The sequence below is a fragment of the Mariniblastus fucicola genome (assembly GCF_008087665.1).
In the GTDB taxonomy this organism is placed as follows: domain Bacteria; phylum Planctomycetota; class Planctomycetia; order Pirellulales; family Pirellulaceae; genus Mariniblastus; species Mariniblastus fucicola.
In genome coordinates, this window is record NZ_CP042912.1 from 457,545 (window position 1) to 481,937 (window position 24,393).

The 24,393-nt window shown below is 54.8% G+C and carries 21 protein-coding genes; 10 read left to right on the top strand and 11 right to left on the bottom strand.

Features of this window, described 5'->3' with window-relative positions; genetic code table 11:
• Positions 1 to 2 precede the first annotated feature (2 nt).
• The 7 genes from MFFC18_RS01730 to MFFC18_RS01760 are packed head-to-tail and all read right to left on the bottom strand — an operon-like array spanning position 3 to position 4,712.
• A complete protein-coding gene (locus MFFC18_RS01730) occupies positions 3 to 416 on the bottom strand; it encodes a hypothetical protein (RefSeq protein ID WP_075084869.1) in 414 nt (137 codons plus the stop codon).
• Positions 413 to 922, bottom strand: a complete 510-nt coding sequence (locus MFFC18_RS01735) for a hypothetical protein (protein ID WP_075084868.1) — start codon at positions 920 to 922, stop codon at positions 413 to 415. The genes MFFC18_RS01730 and MFFC18_RS01735 overlap by 4 nt, the downstream gene beginning before the upstream one ends.
• Positions 919 to 1,353 carry a hypothetical protein gene (locus tag MFFC18_RS01740; protein WP_075084867.1) on the bottom strand — a complete coding sequence of 145 codons (435 nt, stop codon included), beginning with the start codon at positions 1,351 to 1,353 and terminating at the stop codon, positions 919 to 921. Before MFFC18_RS01740 ends, MFFC18_RS01735 begins: the two co-directional genes overlap by 4 nt.
• Positions 1,350 to 2,402 carry a hypothetical protein gene (locus tag MFFC18_RS01745; protein WP_075084866.1) on the bottom strand — a complete coding sequence of 351 codons (1,053 nt, stop codon included), beginning with the start codon at positions 2,400 to 2,402 and terminating at the stop codon, positions 1,350 to 1,352. Before MFFC18_RS01745 ends, MFFC18_RS01740 begins: the two co-directional genes overlap by 4 nt.
• On the bottom strand, positions 2,402 to 3,490 hold the full coding sequence (locus MFFC18_RS01750) for a type II secretion system F family protein (protein ID WP_075084865.1): 1,089 nt from the start codon (positions 3,488 to 3,490) through the stop codon (positions 2,402 to 2,404). Before MFFC18_RS01750 ends, MFFC18_RS01745 begins: the two co-directional genes overlap by 1 nt.
• Positions 3,487 to 4,380 carry a hypothetical protein gene (locus tag MFFC18_RS01755; RefSeq protein ID WP_075084864.1) on the bottom strand — a complete coding sequence of 298 codons (894 nt, stop codon included), beginning with the start codon at positions 4,378 to 4,380 and terminating at the stop codon, positions 3,487 to 3,489. Before MFFC18_RS01755 ends, MFFC18_RS01750 begins: the two co-directional genes overlap by 4 nt.
• Positions 4,377 to 4,712: a hypothetical protein gene (locus MFFC18_RS01760; protein ID WP_075084863.1), complete on the bottom strand. Its 336-nt coding sequence runs from the start codon at positions 4,710 to 4,712 to the stop codon at positions 4,377 to 4,379. The genes MFFC18_RS01755 and MFFC18_RS01760 overlap by 4 nt, the downstream gene beginning before the upstream one ends.
• Positions 4,713 to 5,189: 477 nt before the next feature.
• Between MFFC18_RS01760 and MFFC18_RS01765 the strand changes: the two genes are divergently transcribed.
• From MFFC18_RS01765 to MFFC18_RS01775, 3 genes are all read left to right on the top strand, one after another.
• A complete protein-coding gene (locus MFFC18_RS01765; RefSeq protein ID WP_075084861.1) occupies positions 5,190 to 6,563 on the top strand; it encodes a YiiX/YebB-like N1pC/P60 family cysteine hydrolase in 1,374 nt (457 codons plus the stop codon).
• A 25-nt stretch (positions 6,564 to 6,588) separates the two neighbouring features.
• On the top strand, positions 6,589 to 7,653 hold the full coding sequence (locus tag MFFC18_RS01770; protein WP_075084860.1) for a sulfatase-like hydrolase/transferase: 1,065 nt from the start codon (positions 6,589 to 6,591) through the stop codon (positions 7,651 to 7,653).
• A 139-nt stretch (positions 7,654 to 7,792) separates the two neighbouring features.
• Entirely contained in the window at positions 7,793 to 8,284 is a 492-nt protein-coding gene (locus MFFC18_RS01775; protein ID WP_075084859.1) for a hypothetical protein, read from the top strand.
• Between the two features lie 56 nt (positions 8,285 to 8,340).
• Here MFFC18_RS01775 and MFFC18_RS01780 read toward each other — a convergent pair whose 3' ends face one another.
• Both MFFC18_RS01780 and rnhA read right to left on the bottom strand, forming a co-directional pair.
• Positions 8,341 to 9,084 (bottom strand): MBL fold metallo-hydrolase, encoded by a 744-nt coding sequence (locus tag MFFC18_RS01780; RefSeq protein WP_075084858.1) that lies wholly within the window; start codon positions 9,082 to 9,084, stop codon positions 8,341 to 8,343.
• An 87-nt stretch (positions 9,085 to 9,171) separates the two neighbouring features.
• Positions 9,172 to 9,636 (bottom strand): ribonuclease HI, encoded by a 465-nt coding sequence (gene rnhA, locus MFFC18_RS01785; protein WP_075084857.1) that lies wholly within the window; start codon positions 9,634 to 9,636, stop codon positions 9,172 to 9,174.
• A 206-nt stretch (positions 9,637 to 9,842) separates the two neighbouring features.
• On the opposite strand from rnhA, the gene MFFC18_RS24740 reads away from it, so the two are divergent.
• From MFFC18_RS24740 to MFFC18_RS24745, 3 genes are all read left to right on the top strand, one after another.
• On the top strand, positions 9,843 to 9,998 hold the full coding sequence (locus MFFC18_RS24740) for a hypothetical protein (RefSeq protein ID WP_157665163.1): 156 nt from the start codon (positions 9,843 to 9,845) through the stop codon (positions 9,996 to 9,998).
• Positions 9,999 to 10,022: 24 nt separating this feature from the next.
• Entirely contained in the window at positions 10,023 to 10,154 is a 132-nt protein-coding gene (locus MFFC18_RS25620; RefSeq protein WP_261340530.1) for a hypothetical protein, read from the top strand.
• 111 nt (positions 10,155 to 10,265) lie between these two features.
• Positions 10,266 to 10,421: a hypothetical protein gene (locus MFFC18_RS24745; protein WP_157665162.1), complete on the top strand. Its 156-nt coding sequence runs from the start codon at positions 10,266 to 10,268 to the stop codon at positions 10,419 to 10,421.
• 3 nt (positions 10,422 to 10,424) lie between these two features.
• Here the strand turns inward: MFFC18_RS24745 and typA are convergent, their stop codons facing one another.
• Positions 10,425 to 12,245, bottom strand: a complete 1,821-nt coding sequence (gene typA, locus MFFC18_RS01790) for a translational GTPase TypA (protein WP_075084856.1) — start codon at positions 12,243 to 12,245, stop codon at positions 10,425 to 10,427.
• A 389-nt stretch (positions 12,246 to 12,634) separates the two neighbouring features.
• Here typA and mnmA point away from each other — a divergent pair, with 389 nt between their 5' ends.
• From mnmA to lpxK, 3 genes are all read left to right on the top strand, one after another.
• A complete protein-coding gene (gene mnmA, locus MFFC18_RS01795) occupies positions 12,635 to 13,759 on the top strand; it encodes a tRNA 2-thiouridine(34) synthase MnmA (RefSeq protein WP_075084855.1) in 1,125 nt (374 codons plus the stop codon).
• Between the two features lie 215 nt (positions 13,760 to 13,974).
• Positions 13,975 to 14,961, top strand: a complete 987-nt coding sequence (floA, locus tag MFFC18_RS01800; RefSeq protein ID WP_075084937.1) for a flotillin-like protein FloA — start codon at positions 13,975 to 13,977, stop codon at positions 14,959 to 14,961.
• 15 nt (positions 14,962 to 14,976) lie between these two features.
• Positions 14,977 to 16,068, top strand: coding sequence for a tetraacyldisaccharide 4'-kinase (gene lpxK / locus MFFC18_RS01805; RefSeq protein WP_084417160.1), 1,092 nt, complete (start codon positions 14,977 to 14,979; stop codon positions 16,066 to 16,068).
• Here lpxK and MFFC18_RS01810 read toward each other — a convergent pair.
• Complete coding sequence (locus MFFC18_RS01810) at positions 16,039 to 20,118, bottom strand: hypothetical protein (RefSeq protein ID WP_075084854.1); 4,080 nt, start codon at positions 20,116 to 20,118, stop codon at positions 16,039 to 16,041. The genes lpxK and MFFC18_RS01810 overlap by 30 nt on opposite strands.
• A 252-nt stretch (positions 20,119 to 20,370) precedes the next feature.
• Here MFFC18_RS01810 and MFFC18_RS01815 point away from each other — a divergent pair, with 252 nt between their 5' ends.
• Positions 20,371 to 24,255, top strand: a complete 3,885-nt coding sequence (locus MFFC18_RS01815) for a translocation/assembly module TamB domain-containing protein (protein WP_075084853.1) — start codon at positions 20,371 to 20,373, stop codon at positions 24,253 to 24,255.
• Positions 24,256 to 24,393: the final 138 nt, after the last annotated feature.

A 24,393-nucleotide genomic window follows, 5' to 3' on the forward strand; every position in this document is an offset into this window, starting at 1 on the left:
ATTCATTCCCTGGAAGGTTTCTTGACTTCTGTTTTCAGGTTTTGTCTTGTCTGCGTTTCTGGCCGGTCGTCCAGCCCTATCCATGCGGTGACTTCTACGTCAACCACGTCACTTTTTTGAGAAAATTCAATTTTGACTTCTGCCGTTTTCCTGTCGCTGAGAGTCGGACTCAGGAGAATCTGCTCCGAGTCCAGGTCTCCGTCGGAATTTTCAATCAGGTTCAACGCGTGATCCATTCCGGCTTCAGCCAGCCAGAACGTTTGCTCCATCTGCATTTCGCGATCAAGCTGTTTTCGCTGCCGCAATGTCAGTTGCATCGAAGCGAAGATGAGCGCACCGATGACGCCAAGGCAAACCAGAACCGCGACCAGCACCGATCCACTGCGACGGTTGTTTTTCGAAAGGAGAGCTTTCATTTTGAGCCCTCAACTGGCATGCGGATTTGAATCTGAACATCAAGCTTTCCGCTAGGATCTCTCTTTTTCGACGCAGACAGGTTTGAAAAATCCCGGCTGACTTCGAACGCAATCGAACCGGTCGCGTCCCGATTCCATTTTAACCCGGCGTTCGGCGCGAAATGGAATTGATCGTGATGTGTTTTGTCGCCGCCAGTTCGCTTTCTCGAAACAAGATTTTCATCGATCAAGTACTCGATCGTCTGCTCGTCGGCGGTCGTGATTGAAAGCGTTTTGGTTTCGACAGTGATCGCAGTTGCTCTCCACGCATCGCTTCGTAGCTGCCGACTGATTCGGGAAATGTTGCGAGCGTGTGAGTCTCGCAATCGCACTTCCGAAGCGTAGCGCATCGACTTGTAGACCCAGACCGACGACGTCGAAAGAATTACGACTGTCAGCGACATGACGATGATCAACTCCAGCATCAAGTAGCCGCGCGAACGGCGTCCAGCAAAGGAGATGTTCATTTCTGGTCCTCCCTGGAGTCCGACTTCTGGTCAGCGCCCGTATTTCGCAGCCATCCTGACAGCGTGACGGGGTTCGCATTTTTTCGGTCACTCCACGAAAGCTGCAACGTGACACGCGTGCCCAGTTCGTCCTGCTGCAACTCGCCCGTGATCGCTGCTTCGTTGAGTGTTTTCTTGCAAGCCGGTGAAACTTCAATTTCGTCCAACGCCGATTGCGCTGCTTCGGATGTCAAACCAGTCAAACCGTTTAGCTGGTTTGCCAATTCTTGAATGGCAAATTGATGCCGCTGGGCATCGCTCCAGAGAAGATTGATTCGATGGATCAGAGGCGACGCGAGATTCATCGCCGCGACAAGAATCACCAACGCCAGCATGGCTTCCATTTTCAGTACGCCGTTTCTGACGCGATTTTTCTTGGCTGAACGATTCATCCTGACAGCCCTTTCATCACTTCAATCAGCATCGAGAAAATTGTGAACGTAGCCAAAATGATAATGAATGCGAGCAAAGCTTGAAACAGAAAGCTGAACGTGCCAATCGCCAACGCGGACCGGGTCTTGCGTAATTCAAGTTTGTTATCTGCCATGTTCCGCAACAGCCAGGCTTGAGTTTCGAGCTGCGAAGATCCTTTCATGATTCTTGCTTCGCGGCGCCCTAATTGCTTTGAGGCCACCATGTCGTCCCAATCCGTGAATCCATCCTTTGCTTTGGCTGCATCGCCGCGGAACGCAAGCAGATCCCAGGCCATCAACTTGCGCTTCAGAACATTCTGCGGCAACACAATTTGCCTCCATCGTCCAGGCATCCAGCGACGAAGGTAGCCTCGCAGGACCGATCGGCGTAGGCAAACGATGTACAGAAAAATGAGAAACAGGACTAACAAAAACAGCGGAAACAGCTTGGAAAACAGAACGGAAACCGAAAGGAATAACTTGGCAGTGCGATTGAGCTCCATTCCGAATTCTTCATACATCTTTTGATGCTCAGGAATGACAAACAGCAAAATCACGGTCAGAAACCAGACGCACAAAAATGTTCGCACTGCCAGCCGCCCGATCGTGGCAGCGTTGGTGTTCTCATGGCGAACCCAGTGCAACCGATCGTCGACCGATTGAGCCAACCAGCTACGATAGAACGAGCGCAAAGTGCCGCTGGCTCGGGCGCTGTTGAGCGCGACCCGTCCCGGAACCGGCAACAGGTCCTCGATGTCCGCCGCGATATCCAGTGGATGCAATTCTGTTTTCATTCCTGCCGCCGGCAACTTGTCGGCAAAGACTACAGCCGCAGCCAAACCGGTTTCTTTTGCGTATCCGCTGACCAGAGTTTTCAGTTCCAGCCCATACAGTTCCGCCGTCGCGAACAGGCTAACTAACGCCCGCTGATTGGGCGTAAGCAGTGGAGCCAGTTCACGCGCAGACTGGTCTGAGACAAGCCGTTCGCGGGTGACGTCATCGGTCAAAACAGTTAGTTGATCCCCCATTACATGAACCCTCCTGGTCCGCCGCCTCCGGTAAGTCCGCTAATTACAGCGAACACCGGCAAAAGCAAACTTCCGATCACGATCATGAATCCAACCAGAATCGCCAGTACGTAAAACGGGATCAGCAACTGAACGAACCATTCAATGATGCTTGACGATGAATCGCGATACCAGGTCGCGACCTGTTGCATCAACGTCACTTTCCCGCGGGATCGCGGCGCGGCCAACGCCGTGTCTGCCATGCTAAATTTGTAAAGCTTGAAAAACTCATTCGGCGTCACTGCCGAATCGGACTCAACGGCCCGATTGTGTGTCGCGGCCAGTCGATTGATCCAGCGCTTACCGGAAAAGCGAGAAGCATGCTCAACGGCATCGTCGTTGGTCAGACCAGCTTCGATCAGCAGCGAAACGTGCAACAGCCAGCGGGCAACGGTCGGTCGTTTTCTCGCCAGCATTACATCCAGTCGGCTCATCCCGGGCTCGCGCTGCTCGTGGCCGATCCAGTTCAGCAACCACAGTAGCGGCGGCAAACCAAAGATCACCAACAAAATGGTCGACGTATAGGTCCGAGTCAGATAGCCGAGAAACAGAATGCTGTCCGTCAGCCATGGCAACGCGATACCGAACTCTGCGTACATCTGCTGGAACGGGACCAGCACGAAATGCGATGCGAAAATCGCGCCGATCGCCACAAAGTAGGTTAGCAGAATCGGGTACAGGAAAACGTGAAGCAGGTTGCGGTGATTGGATCCGTGACGCGACAGCGTACACAATCCGATATGAACCGCAGTAGCGATATCGGCATCAGAAAGTTGATCTTTGTCCGCCAGGCTGGCCAATGGATTGACGATGGCCAAAACGCAGGGCAAATCAAGAGCTCGGTGATAGTCGCAGCGGTTGCGAAAAAAGTAGCTGATGGCAAGCGTCTGCTTTCGAAAGCTTCCACTCAGCCCCTCGCTTTTGATGTCGACCTCATCGGCAATGCGGCTGGCGGCAGCGGCGATCTGATCCCACTTCGCGTCGAGCAATCCAATTGGTAACTCGATCGACATCTTGCCTTGAATCAAATTGTCAGGTCGAGTGGTCATAGTCGCGTCACATTCGAAAGATCATGAAGCAACGCCGCGATCGGTCCGTAAGCGAGGATCGCGAACAGGAAAGCAAAGGCCCCGCCAACAACAACGATCAGCACGCCAGGTCCCCAGGTCCGAGTCGTCACGAACTGGTGATCCGCAATCATCAACAAGTAATCTGCCAACGCCGGTGAGCGAACTTCCTCAGGGCTTAGACCTTTGATGGCATGTAGCAGTTCGCCCTGCCCTTCCCGATCAAGTCCGGCCAGCGTTCCGCTGAGCAACGCCGCGTTCTCGGATTCGACGCCGTTGGTAATCAGCAGTTGCATCGTGCGTGACGCGGTCGCCAAAGTTTGACACCGCATGAAAGACCTACCGCCCGCCCAAAGACCCGCTTTGGCGATTCCTCCTCGTCGCATGGCCACCAGCAAGCCGAGGAATAGCAGAACGAAAAAACCCAGAGCCAGCTTGGCCCACAGGGCGGCTCGGGAAGTGCCGATCGGCTCGTGAGGCCGAGCCAGCGTGGTCAGATCATGTCGAATGGCTTCAATTTCCGGCAGGATGTTCCAAAGATAGTGAGCCATGGCCGCGATCGCGACGATGGCAATTAGCAAAACGTAGATCATCGAATTCCGAAACAGCCGCCCGACTTTCTTCCAGGCTTTGGCTCTCGTCGAAAGGCCCTCCAGCACCGGAATCATCGAGCCGGTTTTTTCCCAGGTTTCCATCGCGGCCTGATAGCGAGCCGGAACACTTTCTCCGCTGGCGACTCGTTGCTCCAGCCTGTCCAGCGACTTTGTAGTCAACGCAGAATCGGGAAGCGTCTTGTCTCCTATTTCCATGTGAACGCCTGCCTCCACGGCGGCGCGAAGATCGTTGTAAAAGAGTTGCAAGTCAGTGCTCATTCTGGGTCACGCTCATTTCGCAGCGCGGACCACAGCATCGGCCCTACAAAAACTCCAATCGACATGAAAATCATGCAAGCTCCGATCAGGGAGAACATTGCACCGTCATGATTCGAAACGTTGGAACTGTTCACTAAAAACAGTCCGATGACGAACACGACGCTGCCGTTAAGCATGCAAATCGCGATCCAGCGAGCGCGCTCCTGACGCGCTTCGTCAGCAGCCGTGGGCACAGGTTGCGATCGGCCTTGCGGGTTCAGTTCTGGCGCTGGGGAAGCATATGGATTGACTGACCGAAAGTCGCTTTGCACTTTGTTGCTGTTCTCGTTCACGTGAAAAGGTGCCTGGCCTGGAAATTGACAACTTCCGATTCGTCGGCACCATCGTACTGGACCGCGGCGCGTCGTACATCATCCTGAGCAGAAGAATCCAGCCTCCGCCGTTTCGCAGTACCATCGACTGGCCATCCTTCCGGTCCAGAATCAACTTCAAGGAGGCTCCCGTGGCGAGTTTTCCGCCAAGCGTCTTGCTGCGGCCACTGCGATCGCAAATCTTCCAATCCGCAGGTTCAAACTTGGTTTCTCGGTTATGTTTTTTGAGCTCAACGCATTGAGCCACGCCGCAACAAACAGTGCAAACTGATTAAAAAGTGCCGACAATTCAAGAGTTGCTCCGATTAATGAGCCGTTGCCTTGTTTTCGAGTTCGACGCGAAATTTGTGGCGTATTGTTTCCGACAGATCACGCGTGGCGGAACGACATCCGTAACTCCCGCATCATCATGGCGTCATTTCGAACTACAATCTGCACATGTTCAGCGACGAAACAGTCCGAAAGAAAATTGCCTCCGCCGCAAGAACGTTGCTCACGGTTGGCCCGTTGATGCCGACCGAAAATTCTTTGGCCACGGAAATTCAGGACGCGGCGAACGCTTCTGAACGCGGCTACTTTTTGCCCGACGAAGATGAACGCGTACGCATCGCCTACGCCCAATACCTGCGGACGCGAAAGGCTCTATTCGAGACGCTCAATGAGCTTCGGCCGCTGGTGCTGTCGAAAGGAAAAGTCTCGTCGGAGTACCAAGTTCAGGTTTTTATCGTTTCGTGGTGCACCGCCTGTTTGCTGGTTCGTTCCGGGCGGTACCTGGTCGACAACTTTCGAAAAAACTGTCTGGTTCGGAAAAAGTTGGACGAGTCAGAACCGCGATTTGCGATTGCGCACAAAGAGTTCACCGCGATCTACAAGTCGCTGACTTCGCCGCGTAACATCTGGATCTTTTTGACAGGATTGAAGCAGGCTGAAAAATCGCGGATTGAAATCGAGTCGCTCGCCAACCATCCGGTCGTCGGTCCAATCGTGGCAATGCTGAAAGAGGAAGAGCCCTGGATTGAATCGAGCGCCCGCTACTACACAACAGGCAGGTTCAAGTATCGCTGGTATTCGTTTCTTCGTCGCCATCGCTCGGGCTATCAGAACGTCAGCTTTGCTCTGTTCCGAATCGGCGGCAGCCTGATCGCGGAACTTCGCAACCACTGGAAACGAAAACGGGTCACGCCTGGAGTTCAGCGTAAAATTGGCAAGCTGCTCGAACCCGGCGACGTGATCATTACCCGCCACGATGACGCGACGACGAACATTTTTCTGCCAGGATTTTGGCCGCATGCCGCGCTGCACATTGGGACCGAACAGCAGCGTGCCTTGATCGGTGTCAGCATCGACGCCGATCGTTCGACGCGTGCTTGCGACCCGGTGCGAATCCTTGAAGCTCGCAAGGACGGCGTTCTGTTGCGGGCACTCGACGATACCCTTTCGGTCGATTGTTGCGCGGTGCTCAGGCCTCAACTGAAACCTGATGAAATCGCTGCAGCGCTCTCCACGGCGGTGACTCACGAAGGCAAACAGTATGACTTTGAGTTCGATTTTCGCCGGGCCAACAAGCTGGTTTGCACCGAAGTTGTCTATCGCTCCTTTCATGGCGTCGGTGGCATCAAGTTCGAGTTGACGCTTAAAGCAGGACGACTCTGTTTGCCGGCCGAGGCGTTAATCGATTACGCGATCGAAGGAAAAGTCTACAAACCGATCTGCGTTTACGGTGTCAATGGGAATCGTTTTTACAGCACCGAAGACACGGCGCGTGCTGCGTTGATTTCGACGCGGAAGAAGTCCCAGACACCCTCCCGCTGAAGAAGCGTTGCTGTATCATGACGCCATGCCTGCCACAGTAGTTCTCATCATCGACGGTTTGTCCGCCAATCTTCCCGGTCCGTATGGGAACACGACGGTCGACACTCCAACGCTCAATCGTTTGGCTGCCGAATCGACGCTGTTTGATTTTTGTTTTGCCGAGTCGCCTCAGCTTTCGGATTCCTGTCCAATCCTGTGGCGTGACCTGATTGAAGAAGGCAGCGTTCTGGTTTCGGATTGTGCCGAAGTGTTACAGCTCGGATCGACTGCAGGGTTTGACTCGATCATCGATGCCACCGGACCGGTCAGGACCGAGTTGGCGACCAGCGTTGCCGAAACGCAAACTGCGAACTTCTTTATCCACGCTATCGAAGCCTTGCAAACAATCGATTCCGACGGTCTCTGTTGGCTGCATCATGCGGGGCTTGCCGGCGAATGGGATGCTCCCTGGCCGTTCCGGTGTGCGTTTGCCGACGAAGAAGATCCCGAACCACCGACTTCGATCGAACGTCCGGTCAGCCGTTTCGATCTGAAGGATGTCGATCCGGATGTCTTGCTGGGCTATCAGCAATCGGCGTACGCACAGCTCGTCGTGATCGACCAGTTGCTAGGCGTCTTTTTAGAGCAGCTTCGGCAAAGCGGAATGCTTGATCAGGTCTCTTTTGTATTCACGTCCCCTCGCGGCTATCCGCTGGGAGAGCACGGCGTGGTTGGCCATTTCGACAACCTGTACAACGAAACGCTTCACGTCCCATTGATGATTCGCGAACCACGAAACGAGGACGCTGAGTTTGGTGCCAGGCATCAGGGAATGGTACAGTTTGCGCAACTGAATCGGATGATCGCGGGCATGCTTGACGGAGGTTTTCATGCCGTGCCGTTTTGTGATGCGGCGATTTCGAAAGTCGATCATTGGGCCAGTATTCACGACGGCACGTGGAAACTGATTTACGATCAGGGGTCGCACGCAACAGCTGAGCTCTACGCCAAGCCGGATGACCGCTGGGATGTGAACGATGTGAGCAGCCGTCGTGCGGACGTGGTTGAAGCGTTCCTGGCCGGTGATGAACCCGAGGCGGGAGAAGAATGAGTCAAATTGTGAGGCGGTTCCGTCGCACCCGCGTTTCCAAATTGACTAAACTGATTCTGGCGATGCGGAAGAGAGTACTGACTTTGGCCGCCGCGTTTTCAATTTCGCTGCGTTTTGAATATAAACTTATAGAGAGACCATGAGCTACAACCCCTATCAGCAGAATCCGACGACTCCTGTTCCGCTTGGCCGTGACGGAAAAACGATCGCCGCGGAGAAAGTCAAAACTCCGGCAATCCTGCTGATGGTCATCGCTGCGGTCAGCATGGTCAGCAGTGTGTTCATGGGCGGGTCAACGGCGACGATCTATCTGGGGATGCAGGATGAGATCATGAAGGAGTTCGAAAATAATCCTCCTGATCCTGAGTTGACGCCTGAAATGATGGAGATGACCGTCAATGCGTTTGGCTGGGGCGGAGTTGCGTTCGCCGTGTTGGCCGTGCTCGCGAACGTGATTGTGATTTTCGGCGCGGTCAGAATGCTCAAGCTACGAAGTTGGTCCTTCGCGATGTTCGCTGTGTTTCTCGCAATGGTTCCGTGCTTTCAAGGATGCTGCCTTGCCACGATTCCGGTTGGAATATACGCGATGATCGTGTTGTTTGATGAAAACGTGAAATCATCCTTCCAATAGATTGGCACAAAGTCAGCCAATGAGTTTTGCGGAATCCGGTGCCGGTGCGGCAGGCGTTAGAGCTCAATGATCATTTGATCTTCGGCGAGTTGCATCGTTGAGCAAATCCGCTCGACCGATTTTACGTCGAGTGGATCATCCGACCCGTCGAGCGGATTCATGTGAACCAGATACGTTTGCTTCGCGCGGGCCGTCGTCGCGACGTTAGCAACGGGAGTCAAACAGCTGTGGCCTGTCAGTTCAGCACGGTCTTCCCAGCCATCGGGAAAGTAGCACTCGTGGACCAAAACATCGACGTCCGCAATAAAGTCGACGTAGTCAGCGTTTGGATTGGCTACTGTGTCTGTGATGTAAGCCAGCGATCCGCCCGGATGCTGCAAGCGATAGCCCGTGCTTCCGCCAGGATGGTCCAGCGGGCAATGGTCGATCGAGATTTCTTTCGTGAGCTCGATCGGACCCGTTGGCAACGGCTTCATGTCGAAGTTGGGGCCAACCGGAAACAGATCTTTGTGGTAGAGCGCGTTCTCGATTGCGGGAATCTTGTCGCCATCAAGGTGCACCGTCACGCGCTCGATGTCCTTGCCCCACAGCACGTTGTACAGAAACGTCAAACCGATCGAATGATCCAGATGAACATGCGACAGAAAGATGTCGAGCGTCGTGGTGCAAATCAGATCGCGTGCACGAAACAGACCGGTTCCCGCGTCGAAGATAATTCCATGTTCCGGAATCATCAGGCACGCTGTCTGGCGTTTCTCGTTTGGATGATACCCGGTGGTTCCAAGAAAATGCAGGTTCACGGCTGGGTCCGGCGGTGGCAAAACAGGAAAGTGCAATTATAGCAGACTTTTGCAAACGCGTGATTACAGCTTGTCGCCGGTTTGCAGCTACAGATATTTTTGATACGCGGCAACCGCCAGTTCGTCTACGCGGTCATTCTCCGGATGTTCACTGTGCCCTTTGACCCACGTATACTTCACCTGGTGTCGCCCCAGCTGTTCATCAAGCTGCTGCCACAACTCGACATTTTTGACCGGAACCAGTTTTCCGTTATCCTTCCGCTGCCATTGATTGCTTTTCCATTTTGGCATCCACTCCGTCATTCCTTTTCCAACGTACGTTGAGTCCGTAAAAAGCTCGACGCGGCATGGTCGCTTCAACGCAGCCAAACCCTGAATCACAGCTTCGAGCTCCATCTGATTATTTGTCGTAAGCTCTTTCGCGCCAGACACTTCTGACTCTTTGCCGCTGGGCAAATGTCGCATCAAATACGCCCAACCGCCTGGTCCGGGGTTTCCGCTGCAGCCACCGTCGGTGAAAAGGTGAATTTCAAAATTTGCGTTAGTCGTCATGGGCGATCGCGAAAAAGTGAGCCAGAAAAATGTGGCAACGGCGCATCGGGATTCTTACCTTGGCAGTCGCTGTTGAGGTTTTTATTCCTGCCGCAGTCAACGGTCAAGAGTCAGTCTATGTCCCGGGGAGTCGCCATGAAAAGTTCAGCTCAACGAACAAGTTTGGTTCCGTTCTGTAGCAACTGTTTGCAATCGGAATCGTTTTGATGTTTTCGGGCCTCTTGTGTGCCCAGAACGGTAGTCAAAGCGAAGCCGTCAAACAGGCCCAACAGCGTCAGGCGAAAATGATGCAGACGCAGTTCTTCATGCAGCAATTAATGCAGCTGAACTTCAATTCCGAATTGCGGAAGGAGCTCCATTAGGAAAATCAGGAGGCCACTTGGGAAGTGCAGTGTCTGTTCGCGGAAGGTGATCCGGAAGCGGTTCGTAAGCTTGCTCAGGAGTTTCAGGACAGGAACGCGAATTTCGCCGACGACTATAAGGAGAGAGCATCCGATGCGCTACGCGACAGCGGATGAAATCGGCATGAGCAAATCAGAGAAAGATCGACTAATGGAGCCGTCAAGAAAGCTCGCAAGGTTTACTACAACGCTGTCGCAGAAGCCCGGAAGAAAGCCAACGAGAAAATCATGGCCGCGATGACGACCGGGCAAAAGGAGAAACTGAAGGAGATCCTGGGCGATTCCTACGATCAACAGGAAATGTTCCGCCGTTCACGCGAGGAGCAAATGACCAAACAGCGTGAAGCGGCGGAAAAGAACGCTCTGGAACAAAGAGCTCGCTGATCTCTATTTGGCGACCGCAAGTCGGGCCTTACGTTTTCGATCGGCCTCTTTGAGCAACCACTTGCGCAAACGGATGGTGCTTGGCGTGATCTCTACCAGTTCGTCTTCTTCGACGTATTCCAACGCGGCTTCCAGGCTGAACAGACGTGCTGGCTTGAGCATGATGTTTTCATCGCTGCCCGACGCCCGCATGTTGGTCAGCTGTTTTTCCTTGCACGGATTCACGGCCAGGTCGTTGGCTCGTGAGTTTTCGCCCACGACCATGCCTTCATAAACCTGATCGCCAGGGCTCACGAACAATTCGAAACGCTGCTGTAAATTGAACAGAGCGAAACCAACGGCTTTGCCAGCCGCCATCGAAATCGCGGCTCCGTTGCTTCGAGTCGGAATTTCGCCTTCGACAGGTCGGAACTCCAGAAAGCGATGGTTGATAATCGCCGTGCCCTGAGTCGCATTGAGCAAGCGGGTTCGAGCGCCGATCAGGCCGCGGGACGGAATCACAAAGTTGGCTTGGGTGAAATCGCCGCGAGCGTTCATCTCCAGCAATTCCCCGCGTCGATTCCCGACCATCTCCATCACCGGACCGAACTTGTCGGTCGGAACTTCCACGACCAGGGACTCAAACGGCTCGCACTTCACGCCGTCGATGACTTTCTGAACCACTTGCGGCTTGCCGACGGAAAGCTCGAAGCCTTCGCGTCGCATGGTCTCGATCAGAACCGCCAGGTGCAAGATTCCGCGACCGGAAACCGCGAAGGCATCGCCGCCTTCGAGCTGACGAACTTTTAGAGCCACGTTTCGATCGAGTTCTTTGGTCAGGCGTTCGCGAAGCTGACGCGACGTGACGTACTTGCCTTCTTTACCCGCCAGCGGCGAACTGTTGATCGTGAACACCATCTCCAGCGTCGGCTCGTCGACTTCGATCCGTGGCAAGGCATCTGGTTTGTCGTTCTGGCAAATCGTGTCGCCAATTTCAATCGACTCCAAACCCGTCAGAGCAACGACGTCGCCGGCTTCGGCAGAATCAACTTCGACACGACCCAGTTTGTCGAACACATTCACCGAGCTAACTTTTGCGGTGACGAGTTTGTCGTCAGCCTGCACGACGGTCACCGTCTGGCCTTTCTTGACGCTGCCGCGGCGGATTCGTCCGACGGCGATTCGCCCGACGAACTCAGACCAGTCCATTGTCGTGACCAACATCTGAAAGTCGCCCGGTTCGACTTCTGGTGGCGGAACGTTTTCCAGAACCATGTCCAACAACGGGTTCATGTCGCCAGATTGGTTCTCCAGGTCGTGCGTTGAGAATCCTTCTTTGGCCGACGCGAAGATAAAGTGAAAGTTGTCGAGGTACTCTTCGCCACCCATTTCGCAAATCAGCTCGATTGCTTCGTCGACGACTTCGAGGGTTCGCGCGTCGGGACGATCGACTTTATTGACAACGACCATCGGCTTGAGTCCAGCTTCGAGGGCTTTGCCCAGCACGAATCTGGTTTGCGGCATCGGGCCTTCCGCCGCGTCGACCAGCAGAAGTGCTCCGTCGGCCATTTTCAGGACGCGTTCGACTTCTCCGCCAAAGTCCGCGTGACCTGGCGTGTCGATGATGTTGATCTTGGTGTCTTTATAGTTCAGCGAAATGTTTTTCGCCAAAATCGTGATGCCACGCTCTTTTTCCAGGTCACCCGAATCAAGAATTCGCTCTCCCTGTAGTTGAGCGTCGCGGAACTGTCCGCTTTGCCGAAGCAGGCAGTCGACCAGCGTCGTTTTGCCATGATCGACGTGAGCGATGATGACGATGTTGCGAATGTCTGAGCGAGTTGCCATTGAATCTGTGCCGGAGAGAGTTTTAAGGAGCCGAAATCATAGCGGTCGGGTACAATCTGGCAAACGGTGGAAATGGGAAGAAAAGCCGCAAAGAAACGGGCTTTTCACATTGAATCTTGCCCGCGAGGGTGCCGATGGGAACACTGTTGATTGCTAACGCTTGCCGATGAGTCCATAGCGATGGGGGTGGCGGCCAGAGTGCGACGTGCCGTTCGTGGTCAGCGAATCACTTCCAGGCAGCCGATGCAGTCAGTTGTTCGATGTTTCTCGCAAGGAACCCGTTGGGCTGAATCCGATTGCCTGGGGCAAGCAGATTCCAATCCGATCACAGGCTGGAAGCCTATGCCACCCCTTCACCGAAAACCTCACACCGAAAACCTCACACCAACATGTCCCGCGTAGTTTTAGCCATGTCCGGCGGAGTCGACTCGAGCGTCGCCGCCCATTTGCTTCTCGAACAAGGTCACGAAGTGATCGGCGTCTTTATGCGCCATGGCGAAGAAGCCGTTGAGGCATGCGCGATCGATGGTCAGGACAAAACGTCTTCGCCGCTGCTACCGATTCTGAATCAACGTGCTGACCACAAGCAAGGTTGCTGCAGCGCGTCGGACGCCGAAGATGGTCGCCGTGTCGCTGAGCGGCTGAACATTCCGTTTTACGCGCTCAACCTCGAAGCCGAATTCCGCGGCATCATCGATTACTTTGTGGATGAGTATTCCATCGGTCGGACTCCGAATCCTTGCGTGATGTGCAACAACCGCATCAAGTTCGGCAAGCTGTTCGATTACGCGGACAGCGTCGGAGCAAAATTTCTCGCCACCGGTCACTACGCGCAACTGGCTCATGGTGACGATGGTCCAGCGTTGACTCGTGGAGTCGATGCGGGCAAGGATCAGAGCTACGTATTGTTCGGAATCAAAAAGAAGTATCTTTCGCGGATGTTGCTGCCGGTGGGCGGCTATGACAAGCCAAAGATCCGTGAGATCGCTGGTACGCTTGGGCTCAACGTGGCCGAAAAGAAAGACTCGCAAGAGATCTGCTTTGTGACTTCGGGAAAGCACGATCAGTTCGTGCGGGCTCGACGCGGAACGGATTCGGAATCAACCGCCGGAGACATTGTGACGACGTCCGGAAAAGTCGTCGGGCAGCATCCGGGAATCGAAGGCTTTACCATCGGCCAGCGTCGAGGCCTTGGCGTGGCGATGGGCGAGCCGTATTTCGTGGTGCAGATCAAGCCGGCTGACAAGCAGGTCGTGATCGGTCCGCTGTCAGATTTGGGCTGTAGCGAGTTGACGGCCAGCGACACGAATTGGCTGGTCGAACCTCCGCAAGGAAGTTTTCGCTGTCTGGCCCAGATTCGCTACAACAGTTCGGCTTGGCCAGCGGAAGCCGAAGTTATTGAAGACGGTCGATTGCGGGTCAAGTTTGACGAACCGCAGAATGGAGTCGCTCCCGGCCAAGCCGTGGTTTGCTACGACGACGATCGCGTTCTTGGCGGCGGCTGGATTGATTGAGTTCGTCTTGAAGGTTGCGGCCAGTGCTGCAACCGGAAGTTTTCCAACAGCGATGTCACACAGATTTGAATCCGGGCCGTGGTCTTCGCATAAACCAGCCCGGTCGCTGGTAGCGGCCTGACGGGTTCGCTATATTGACGCCTCCCACATTGCCCTCTTCAACACTGAGGTAGACCGTGATCAACGGATTCGCTTTCACAGCTCAATCGTCACCCTTGGCTTCGACGGCAACCCTCTTGGCTCAGGAAGGCGACTTCCCCTGGCAGTTCCTGCTGCTGGCGGTCGGTGCGATCATTGCCGTATTGCTGGGTATCGTCTTCCTGATTGTGCTCGCGACGTATGGGAAGCTCTGGATTCAGGCTTGGACATCGGGCGCTCAAATCAAAATGTTCGACCTGGTCGGAATGGGCTTTCGCAAAGTGCGTCCCAACGTGATCGTCAACGCCAAGATCATGGCCAAACAGGCTCAGTTGGACATTTCAAAAAAGCACGGAATCAGCACGCAGCGACTTGAGGCTCACTACCTCGCCGGCGGAGACGTGATGCGAGTCATCCGCGCGATCATCGCGGCTCAACGGGCTCGAATCGATCTGGACTTTGATCGAGCAGCAGCAATTGACCTCGCCGGTCGCGATGTAATGGATGCGGTCACGACCAGCGTTGATCCGAAGGTGATCGACTGCCCTGATCCGCAGCGAAGCGGCAAGAACTTTCTCAGCGCGATTGCCAAAAACGGCGTGGAGCTAAAAATTCGTGCTCGCGTAACGGTCCGTACGAACCTTGAGCAGTTGATCGGGGGAGCGACCGAAGACACTGTAATTGCACGTGTCGGTGAAAGTATCATTTCGTCGATCGGATCGTCGCTGGATCACAAAGCCGTCCTTGAGAATCCGGATCGAATCTCCAAGGCGGTACTTGAACGCGGGCTCGATGCTCAGACGGCGTTTGAAATCGTTTCGATCGACATCGCTGACATCGACGTTGGAGAAAATATTGGTGCCCGACTTCAGGCTGATCAGGCGGAAGCCGACACACGCGTCGCCCGAGCCAATGCTGAGAAACGACGCGCCGACGCGATTGCTCGTGAGCAGGAAATGAAAGCCGATGTTGCCAAACAGAAAGCCAATCTGGTTCTTGCCGAATCTGAAGTTCCGATCGCGATGGCTGGTGCGTTTCGCGACGGCAACTTGCGAACCAAATAAGACTCGCTCGTTTCTATGAGCATTCCCTGGCTTCTACGAATCGTCAGCGGCAAGCAGAAAGGTCCGGCTGCGGCGTTGGTGCGTGTCGGACTGTGGTCTCTCACGCCGATCTATCGGTTTGCTGTCTGGTTTCGCAACCGTCAGTTCGACACCGGTTCGCGCGACATCACTTCGGTGGACGCTAAAGTGATTTCGATTGGCAACCTCACCACCGGTGGAACGGGCAAGACGCCGATGGTCGTTTGGGTTTCGCAATTGTTGCAACGAAACAATCTGTCGGTCGGCATCGTCAGCCGCGGCTATGGCAGTCGCGACGATCAAACTCCCAATGACGAGGCACTGGAGTTGCTATCGCGGTTGCCTGCTGTGCCGCATGTGCAGAATCCGGATCGCGTCGCGGCGGCCCGGAGTTGTATCGAGAAGCATTCAGTCGACGCAATCGTGCTCGACGACGGCTTTCAACATCGCAGAATCGGGCGTGATCTCGATATCGTGTTAATCGATGCCTCGAACCCGTTTGGCTTTGGCAACGTTTTGCCGCGAGGCCTGTTGCGCGAACCGATTTCGTCACTGAAGCGTGCTGACATCGTGGTGGTAACGCGTTGCGATCGAGTCGAAGCCGACATGGTTCTGGCGACGCGACGTCGAATCGCTGCGGAGACTTCGGCGCCGATCGTGCTGGCCAGAACCACAGCCAACTCACTTTTCCAACACAAAAATTCAGAGGCAACGACGACCGATGAACCAACGGAAATTCCGATCGCAAAGGCTCACTCGGGGCGTTGGTTTGCGTTCTCTGCAATCGGGAACCCGGAATCCTTCGAAGCCTCTCTGGCGGAACTGCAACTCGACGTTTTAGGTTCAATTCGGTTTCGCGACCATCATCACTTCGACGACGGTGACTTGCGAAAGATCGTGGTTGCAGCAAAGCAGGCAGGTGCCGATCGTCTGGTCTGCACGCACAAAGACCTGGTCAAAATCTCACGGGAATCGATCGGCGATCGCCCGGTTTTCGCGCTGAAGATCGACTTCGAAATTTTCGAGGGACAGGAAGAAATCGAACAGGCAATTCTTGATCTATTCGCGACGCTGAAAGCGCTGGAATAGCGGAACGCGGTTGGACTTCTTGGGCGCTAGATCCGGCAGTTCGAACGAAGGCATTTCAAACTGAGGCAGCGGAATGTCAAACGGGCGAGTCTTCTCTGTGTCCGCTGCGACCGGTTCTTCCTTACCGATGTACTGATCGAGAAACTGAACCCAATAACTTTCCAGGACGCGTCGACCTTCGTCCATCGAGCCATCGTTCTGAAGTTGGGAACCGGCGCTGGCAAGCAACTGCGTCAGTGCGACCGAATCGCTTTCGTCGAACCAGCGATCATAGACTTCGACCTGGTCGATTGAGACTTCGCCTTTCGACATCAGATCAAAACCGACTCGCAGGTTCAAAGCGTCGGGCGGCAGATCATCAAAGTGAACTACAAACCGCCGCCACGTCGCGTCGAGAGAACTTGTTTCGCCTTCCGACGGGATGGCTCCGATTGTCCCGAATCGATAGATGCTCTCACCGTCGGAAACGCATTCGATTGAGATCCTTGGTCGTGGATTTTCTGCCGCGTTGTCGGTTCGAAGCCACGCGGACACCGATAGTCGACCAGTCGTTGGCATCTGGAGTGTGTTGGAGCGAATCCAGACCGGATTGCCTTTGGTGCCCATCGTGAGCGAAGTTCTACCGTCTCGATATTTCGATGAGTCAAGCTCAAACGTCGCTCCATCGTGGTTTCCAAATTCCCAGCCGCTACGATCCGGGTCCGCAAACGATTCAAAGCTGCCGTTGAGCAACTGCGACATCGGTTGAGCCGTTTTGGCTTTGGCGAGTTTGCTTTTGACTTGATAAAGCTGCTTTCTCAAACGCGAGTCAACCTGTTCAGGCAGTGCGACGTCGAAACTCTCGATAGCGTAAGGATTAAAGGCTGAGTTGGTCTGCGATGCAGCAGCGTACATGGTCCACGGATCGAGAAAGATTCGCATCGCGGTCCGCCCTTCACGCTGTTCCAGCTGAACTTCTTTTCCGTCAAACGTCATCAGCGGAGCGGCTTTTCCGTTTGAGTTCGCGGAAGCCTGAAGCACCTGCGGAATCCGTTTCTGTCCCAGCCAGGCGGTCACCTCCATTGGCCAGGGACTGTCGTTGATCGCGTAGAAAAAATGCTGGCCATCAACAGAAAGCTGTCGTATACAAATCGGCCCGGTCGCAGAATCGCCCACGTCCGTGAACCGTTCTGCGGGAAGTTCCTGAAGGATACGAGCGATTCGTTCGACTTCCTCGTCTCCGCCAAACGGCAACGAGTCACCGCCGTCGACGATCAATCGCGAGTCAAATTTTCGGATGGCTTCGATGTAACGTCTTCGATTCGAATCGCCAGCGATCGTGAACAGCTGCTTTCGAGTCGTCAAACCGGCAACGGGACTCTCGATTCCGGACTCTATCCGTCGCCAGTTTCCGCGATGCGTGAACAGCGAACCGTCGGTCTGGTTGGCGAGGAATTGCTCTGCCGTACGAGATTGAGCAATGCTCAAGTCGACGCGTCGCTGCGCCAGCGAGTAGCCAGGAGCAACTTGTCGGGCAGCCAGTACCGCTACTCCGCTTTGCATCGTTTCCGTATCCAGACTCAACCCCAATTCAAACATGATGCGGCCAAAATCGCCAGATCGATGAAGCGAAGGGCTCATCGCGGTCACAACGTCCCGCTTTCGATCAATGTCGATCGGCAACAGATAAAGCCGGTGCTCCGGACGACTGCGGACGATTGCCGCAAGGTCAGAATACCATCGAGCCATCTGCCCGGAACGCCATGCAAGCCACGTTTCGCGAATCACGTTCGTTGGACCTTCGACAACCAGTGCATTAATGTCAAATTCGGCCGTGTTGATGTTTTCGGCCTGCACGAATCGTTGCAATGTTGTGTTATCAAATCCGTGTCGCGATCCTGGCAGCATCGTGCAGCAATCGGGGCGGCATGTGAGTGCAAGGCCTCCAAACGAACTTCGATTCTGATATCGATAGACAAATTGCTGGATGCCTTGTGAGCAAACGTCTTGCAGGCTTCTGTCGAGCGGATTGTAGATCGGCAGTTGGCTGCGATCGAAATCAACCGACTGACCTTCGAAGTCCAGTAAATCAAAGCTCATCCGCCCCGCTTCCCGGGCAGATTCCAGCGCCGGCAGGGAAGAGTTGAGAGTCAGAACCGGAACGAGTTTCAGGCCGTCCCGATCGAACATTCGCAGCATCAATTCGACCACATCCTTTTGGACTGGATCGCAGCCCAACGAAGAAAAGATGCCCGAATCGAAACGTGGTCCAGGTGCCAGACCGGCTGAGGGAAAAATTGCGCTACCATCGGCTGACACCGTCACGAACGCTCCGTCGTAGGCGTGAGCTTTGAGGTGTTGAGTCAGTCGATCAATCGACTGGTAGAACGTGTTCCAGTCGTCGAGCGATTGGCCCGACTGAGGGTCGACGGTTCGCTGCGACTGAAACAGCCCGCCGAAGTCCGGTGACTCAAGGAAGGCCATTCTCTCACGTCGTTCAATGGCCGGATCGAAATTGTCCGAACGTTGCACGCGGCTTTGCAAACGCGCCGGACCAGATTCAAACTTCAACTCGCCGATCTGGGCTCGAATCTGCGGATCGTCGCATGAAAGGAACAGGTGGCCCGGGTTGGGCTCTGGCCAGAGATAAAAAGTATGCGTCAGCCATTCGGTTTCCGGATCACTTTCGACGCTCTCATTGGGAACGCTGATCCCCGAATCCATGCCATGCAAAACCTGTTGCGTGGAAGAAAGATAGTTGATTCCAATCTTCGTTCCCGGAACTCGGCGGTACCGAAGTGACACTCGGATCGGCCCACTGTCGTTGCCGGATTTGATTTCGGGGACGGGAATCGTGAGCGATGCCCCGGGAGAAAACTCGACGGCGTCTTCTCCCGAATCGCCGGTCGAAACCACGGAGAACTCTCCTTTGCGGATCGTTTCCCGCGTCCCAGGCATGCGCGGAACCGGCCACTTGCTGCGACTGCCCCGCAATTGCTGTGGCGATAGTGTTTGCAGAGCGATCCAGTTCACATTCGCGACCGGCGTCTGCGCGGTTTCGGAAACAACCACGATTTGAACACATCTCGTGATCTTCTTCGGTCGTCGAAACTGGCCGAAAGTTGACTTGGGTTGCGGCGAAAGCTCAAACCATAAATTGTGAACGCCTTCTTCCTCTGGGACTTTGATTTCAAACGGTTTCGAGTCCGAAGTTCCGCTTTCGTTCGTCGTAAACTCGCTGGTACCATTGGAGATTGGCAAGCTGATATTGGCTTTCTTCCAGGACAGGCTCGCGGTGACCTCTTGGTTGATCGCTTCACACCGATTCAGTTGAGCCTCAAAACGCCACGACTCACCGGGTGCGAAAACCAGATGAGGCCGTTCAATGTCGACGCGGAATTGGTCTCCCGGAGTTCGCGAAATGGAGATGCGATTTTGCTGACTGTCAATCGACTCGTTGATGCCTTCGGTCAGTTGTGCAAGCTTCCATGTCCTCGCAAATTTTTCGCCCGTCGGTGATTCGAGTTGAACCTGAATTGACGTGTCGCCCCCAAGGTTGATTGCCGCGTCGACGCCGCCATAGCTGGTTGCGATTCGATGGTTGATTGCCAGTGCGTCGTCACGTTTGATGACGGTTGACGGAGCGTCCGAAGTGATTGCCAACACTCGACTGTCGGCGAAAGACCCGTTGTTGATCGAAATCGTACCCTGCCACTTTTGAGGCGCACCACCGCCCCAGGCGAAACGAAGTCGTAGGTCGCTTTGCGGTTCTTCACTGACGGCAGTCAGTTCGTAAGCGTTCGACGACTGCGGCGAAATGATTTGACCGCAGGCGATCGGCTGGGCATGCGTGATGCAAACTGCAAACAAAATGCAGCACGCGATGACAGAAGTTCTTGCCGCGCGTAAGAGAGTGTCGCTGAGAGTTTTCTTGCGAGGGCAACGCTGGTTCGCGGATGCCTGCGCCGATGCATTTTTCGACGCGCAACGGTAGCCGTCAGTCGTCCGCAAATTAAGCGTCGCGCAACGACAAAGGTATCGATGAAAGTTTGGACTTCCCTGTCCGAACATCCAGAAATCCGTTTCGATTCGGGGGGTTCGTCGAGCGTTCTCGACATTGGCTCGAACTGTAGCAGAACGGAAAAATGGCCCTCTACCCCAACCCGCGGAGTTGGACGCTAGCGACCGAATCGCTAGCGAAGTGCTATTCTGGCGTCCTTTGGGTCCGACATCGATCGGTAAAAACGCTATCGCAATCCGTCTTCACCCACGGCAACGCGCCATCTAAACTCCCTCCTCTCAATCCGCAGGCAGGAAGCCACGATGTCGAATCGTCGAAATCAAGATCCGTTTGAGCCCGAACGCCGCAAGCGACGTGCTCGCCGCCGCGAACCCGAAAATGTTCGCGATGACGCTCAATCCGATTCCACACCGCGCCGTCGTCGATGGCCGATCGTGGTGTTAGTGCTGTTGTTGATCGTGGCCTTGTTGCCGAACCTTATCGGATGGTTCGGACTGCACAATCAATTTTTGCCTTACGCGATCGGCGACTTTCAGGGAAACGTCAACATTCGCCAGGCGTCGCTGGGTTGGTTCCAGTCGATTGAACTCAACGATGTTACTGCGACGGATCTGGCCGGCAATCCGCTGGCGTCCGTTGCTCAAGTCAAAACTTCAAAGCCGCTCTATGCTCTCCTGACCGGAAGTGACTATGGCGAAGTCGACATTCATAAACCAGTCGTCTACTACCACGTTCGCCAAAACGGTAGCAATCTCGAAGACGCCGTTTCGCGCTACATCGCGTCATCACAGCCTTCGCCGCTGAAATCAGAAGTTCAAAACAATTCGGAGCCGTTCGTTCTGCCAAAAATGCTCATTCGAGTGCACGAAGGAAGTGCGCTGATCACTGCAGAGGGCAATCCGCGAACCTGGCAAATCGATTCGTTATCCGTCGCCGCGGCCATATCGGAACCGCAAGCTCCGCTGGCTGCGACGGCGCAGTTGAGAGCAATGTCCTTGATGCCTGATGCGAATGGGCAACTGGTCGTGGAGGAATCGGGGACGATCGAGCAGCTTAAACTCGCGTTTGACGTCGGCGCGGATCAGCTCAGTTTCTCGACCGCCACGGTGGAGCTGGAAACAAAGCAGTTCCCGATTTCGATTGCCGCACCGCTTGGCCAGCGAATCATTGGGCCGGCGACGATGGGCGGATCGGCGTCGTCACAAATCAAAGCGGCCTGGAACGGCACGACCAGTGAGGTTGAAGCCAACATTGCGTCGTTGCAGCTTTCGAATCCGCAAATCTACGCGCCGCAGTTGCTCAACGAAGACCAGTTTTTTGTTGATCAGCTTTCGGCCCGCGGTGCGATGCAACTTTCGCCTCGCCGAATCTCCGCAGATCAGTTCGTTGTCGAAACGGACTTTGGCAGACTCGACGCCAACGGAGATTTCGATCCTGGACAAATTGCAAAGCTTTCACAGGGAGGCCAGCTTCCTGATTCGACGCTGCAAATGGAAGGCGAAATTGACATCGCCAAACTTCTTCAACGATTGCCATCCACGTTTCAGCTGCACAAAGATCTGACAGTAGAAAGCGGCACGATTCAGTTCAGTGCGGGGCAGCAAAACGGTACCGACGCGCGTCGGCTGATTTTCAATGTCGACACCGCCAATGTTCGCGCCAATCGCGGCGGACAGCCAATCGTCTGGCAGCAACCTTTGCGTCTGGTAGGAGTGCTTCGCGAGAGCAGCGGTCAGTTTTCGATCGAGAGCCTTGAGTGCATTTCTGATTTCCTGAACATCAACGGAACCGCCACGCTGCGCGAAGGAATGTTTCGCGTCAGCGGAAACCTGGGTGAACTTTCGCAGCGCATCCGCCAATTCGCTGATCTCGGACCGATGCAGTTTGCTGGTTCGCTCGACGGGCAGTTCGGCTGGAAAATTGTTGGCGAAAACCAGATCAACGTGGCCCAGTTGGTAAATCAGCCGATTCAAATCGGTGGCGAATTTACGGTGAATCAGCCCGTAATCGAAATGACGGATCTGCCGCGCTGGAGCCCGGACAAAATCGTGATTCGAACCAGCGGAAGCGGTCAGCTTTCAGGAACCGAATCCAGTTCGAGCATGAAGCTGTCCCAGGCCGGAGCGCAATTGGAAGTCGGGAACGAAACCGCGATCCTGTCGTTGGCTCGCCCGATCGAAGACGCGTTCACGAACCAGCAGTGGGTTTTCAACACTCAGGTGACCGGGCAAGTTGAAGGTTGGCTGCAGCACCTGCGAAACTTCGTCGATCCGGGAGACTTTCAGGCAGGAGGCACGCTAAACTTCGCCGGCATCACGATCGTTGATCCCAATCAGATTCGTGTCGAAAACGGACAGTATGAAATCAAACAGCTTGGCTTCGAGGGATACGGTGCAAAGATTCGGGAGGATCGCGTTGTCGGATCGGTGACAGCGGACTACGCGATCGACACCGGCAACGTGGGCGTCCAGCAAGGCACGCTTCAGGGGAGCGGAATTTCGGCGACGGCTCAGAACCTGAAACTGACGATCAGCGATGCCATGCAGTTGGACGGGGCTGCCGCGTGGCGAGCCGACATCAACCGAATGGCAGAATGGTATTCGTTGTCTCCTGCCGCGGACAGCATCAACTGGTTTGGCGCCGTCGAAGGCAACGTTGATTTCAAAAGTTCAGCTTCGGGCACAGATGCTTCATTCCGCGCGGACTTGACCGACCTTGTGGCGACTCAGCAAGCGACTGCGACGGATCGTACGTCGCCGATGCAAATGGTTAGCAAAAAACAGGCCTGGACCGAACTGTGGCGCGAACCGAAAGTAAACCTCAACGGCCAGGTGACTCTGGGAAGCGACTTCAACTCGTTGGCCATTCACGGCCTGACAGCGCGTTCCGGTTCTCTGGACTTCGACTCCAAAGGTACCATTTCCGACTTGGCCGGTTCGCTGGTCATGGATCTCGAAGGCAGTTGGCAGCCGAACTTTGACAAAATCAACTCCTTGCTCGCCGCGTACAGCCAGGACATGGTCGAACTTGGCGGGACCGGGATTCAGCCCTACCGAATTCAAGGGCCACTGTTCGCAGATTCCGCAGCGGCTTGGGTTTCCGAACAGCTAATCGTTCAAACGATTGTCGGATGGGATCGCGGTCAGTTGGCAGGGCTGCCGATCGGCAAAAGCGATCTCGCGGTTGAACTGCAGCGGCAGGTCGCTACTTTACGAACCAACGAATCAGGCATTCCGGTCAGCGGAGGCACGGTCAACCTGCAACCGCAACTCGATTTGCGTGGCAATGATCCAGTGCTCGTGCACGGCGCGGGACGGGTTCTCAATAGCGTTCAAGTTACGCCAGAGATTTGCCGCGACTGTTTAAAATTCGTCGCGCCGTGGCTTTCGGATACAACCAACGCACAGGGAGTTTTCTCGGCGGACATTCAGGGGATGAGCATGCCTCTGTTCAATCCGCAGCAGGCTTCGGCCAGAGGAACGCTGGTGATGCAGGACGTCACCGTTGCGGCCGGTCCGATGGCTGAGCAGTTGCTTGGAACGGTTTCGCAAATCCAGGCGATTCTGAAACCTGACTCGCGAGAGCGAGAGTTGAAAACGTGGCTCAAGATCGAGCAACAATCGATTCCTTTGGCGGTTGAAAATGGACGCGTCTTTCATGAAGGCATCAAGTTTTCACACAACGAACTGATCATTCGCACCAGCGGCAGCGTCGGTTTTGATCAGACGGTCAATCTTGTGGCCAAAATTCCGATCGCTGACGAGTGGATCGATGGCAATCAGTATCTGGCAGGATTGAAAGGCCAATCGATTTCGATTCCGGTTGGCGGCACGGTGGATCGACCGGTGATTGACAAAGACGCGGTGCAGAAACTCTCTACCGACCTGGTTCGCAATGCGGCTCAAGGTGCGATCGGGAACGCGATCACCGACAAGGTCAATCCGAAGCTCAATGAGTATCGCAATGAGCTAAACGAAAAAGTCGGCGGCGAAATGAACAAGCTGCAAAACAAATTTCAGGATAAACTCGGCGGATTTCTGCAGGACAAACTTGGGGCTCCGGCCAGCGGAAACAGTGGCCAAAACGCGGTGCCGTCGCAAACACCTCAGGCGTCGCCGGGGCAGCAACTCGAAGACCGGCTCAACGGCGAACTGCAAAAGGGATTCAACAAGCTGTTCGGCGGATAGGTTTGGGGCGGAGATTTTTCGGCGTTTGGCGGGTTGCTCGGTTGCTTGGTTGCGAAACGGTGTGGGAGCAGGACGGAACCACTCGCTTGCTTCGGGCTTGTATTATTAAGTCCGGATTAGCCCGTGACAGACCGGGTT

What these genes read in the sequence shown, in the direction of transcription:
- typA (WP_075084856.1), bottom strand. Translation starts at nt 12,245, where the DNA reads ATGGCAACTCGCTCAGACATTCGCAACATCGTCATCATCGCTCACGTC.
- MFFC18_RS01815 (WP_075084853.1), top strand. Translation starts at nt 20,371, where the DNA reads ATGTCGAATCGTCGAAATCAAGATCCGTTTGAGCCCGAACGCCGCAAG.
- MFFC18_RS01740 (WP_075084867.1), bottom strand. Translation starts at nt 1,353, where the DNA reads ATGAATCGTTCAGCCAAGAAAAATCGCGTCAGAAACGGCGTACTGAAA.
- rnhA (WP_075084857.1), bottom strand. Translation starts at nt 9,636, where the DNA reads ATGACGACTAACGCAAATTTTGAAATTCACCTTTTCACCGACGGTGGC.
- lpxK (WP_084417160.1), top strand. Translation starts at nt 14,977, where the DNA reads ATGAGCATTCCCTGGCTTCTACGAATCGTCAGCGGCAAGCAGAAAGGT.
- mnmA (WP_075084855.1), top strand. Translation starts at nt 12,635, where the DNA reads ATGTCCCGCGTAGTTTTAGCCATGTCCGGCGGAGTCGACTCGAGCGTC.
- MFFC18_RS01810 (WP_075084854.1), bottom strand. Translation starts at nt 20,118, where the DNA reads ATGTTCGGACAGGGAAGTCCAAACTTTCATCGATACCTTTGTCGTTGC.
- MFFC18_RS01755 (WP_075084864.1), bottom strand. Translation starts at nt 4,380, where the DNA reads ATGAGCACTGACTTGCAACTCTTTTACAACGATCTTCGCGCCGCCGTG.
- MFFC18_RS24745 (WP_157665162.1), top strand. Translation starts at nt 10,266, where the DNA reads ATGGCCGCGATGACGACCGGGCAAAAGGAGAAACTGAAGGAGATCCTG.
- MFFC18_RS24740 (WP_157665163.1), top strand. Translation starts at nt 9,843, where the DNA reads ATGTTTTCGGGCCTCTTGTGTGCCCAGAACGGTAGTCAAAGCGAAGCC.
- MFFC18_RS01730 (WP_075084869.1), bottom strand. Translation starts at nt 416, where the DNA reads ATGAAAGCTCTCCTTTCGAAAAACAACCGTCGCAGTGGATCGGTGCTG.
- MFFC18_RS01745 (WP_075084866.1), bottom strand. Translation starts at nt 2,402, where the DNA reads ATGGGGGATCAACTAACTGTTTTGACCGATGACGTCACCCGCGAACGG.
- MFFC18_RS01735 (WP_075084868.1), bottom strand. Translation starts at nt 922, where the DNA reads ATGAACATCTCCTTTGCTGGACGCCGTTCGCGCGGCTACTTGATGCTG.
- MFFC18_RS01775 (WP_075084859.1), top strand. Translation starts at nt 7,793, where the DNA reads ATGAGCTACAACCCCTATCAGCAGAATCCGACGACTCCTGTTCCGCTT.
- MFFC18_RS01750 (WP_075084865.1), bottom strand. Translation starts at nt 3,490, where the DNA reads ATGACCACTCGACCTGACAATTTGATTCAAGGCAAGATGTCGATCGAG.
- MFFC18_RS01765 (WP_075084861.1), top strand. Translation starts at nt 5,190, where the DNA reads ATGTTCAGCGACGAAACAGTCCGAAAGAAAATTGCCTCCGCCGCAAGA.
- MFFC18_RS01770 (WP_075084860.1), top strand. Translation starts at nt 6,589, where the DNA reads ATGCCTGCCACAGTAGTTCTCATCATCGACGGTTTGTCCGCCAATCTT.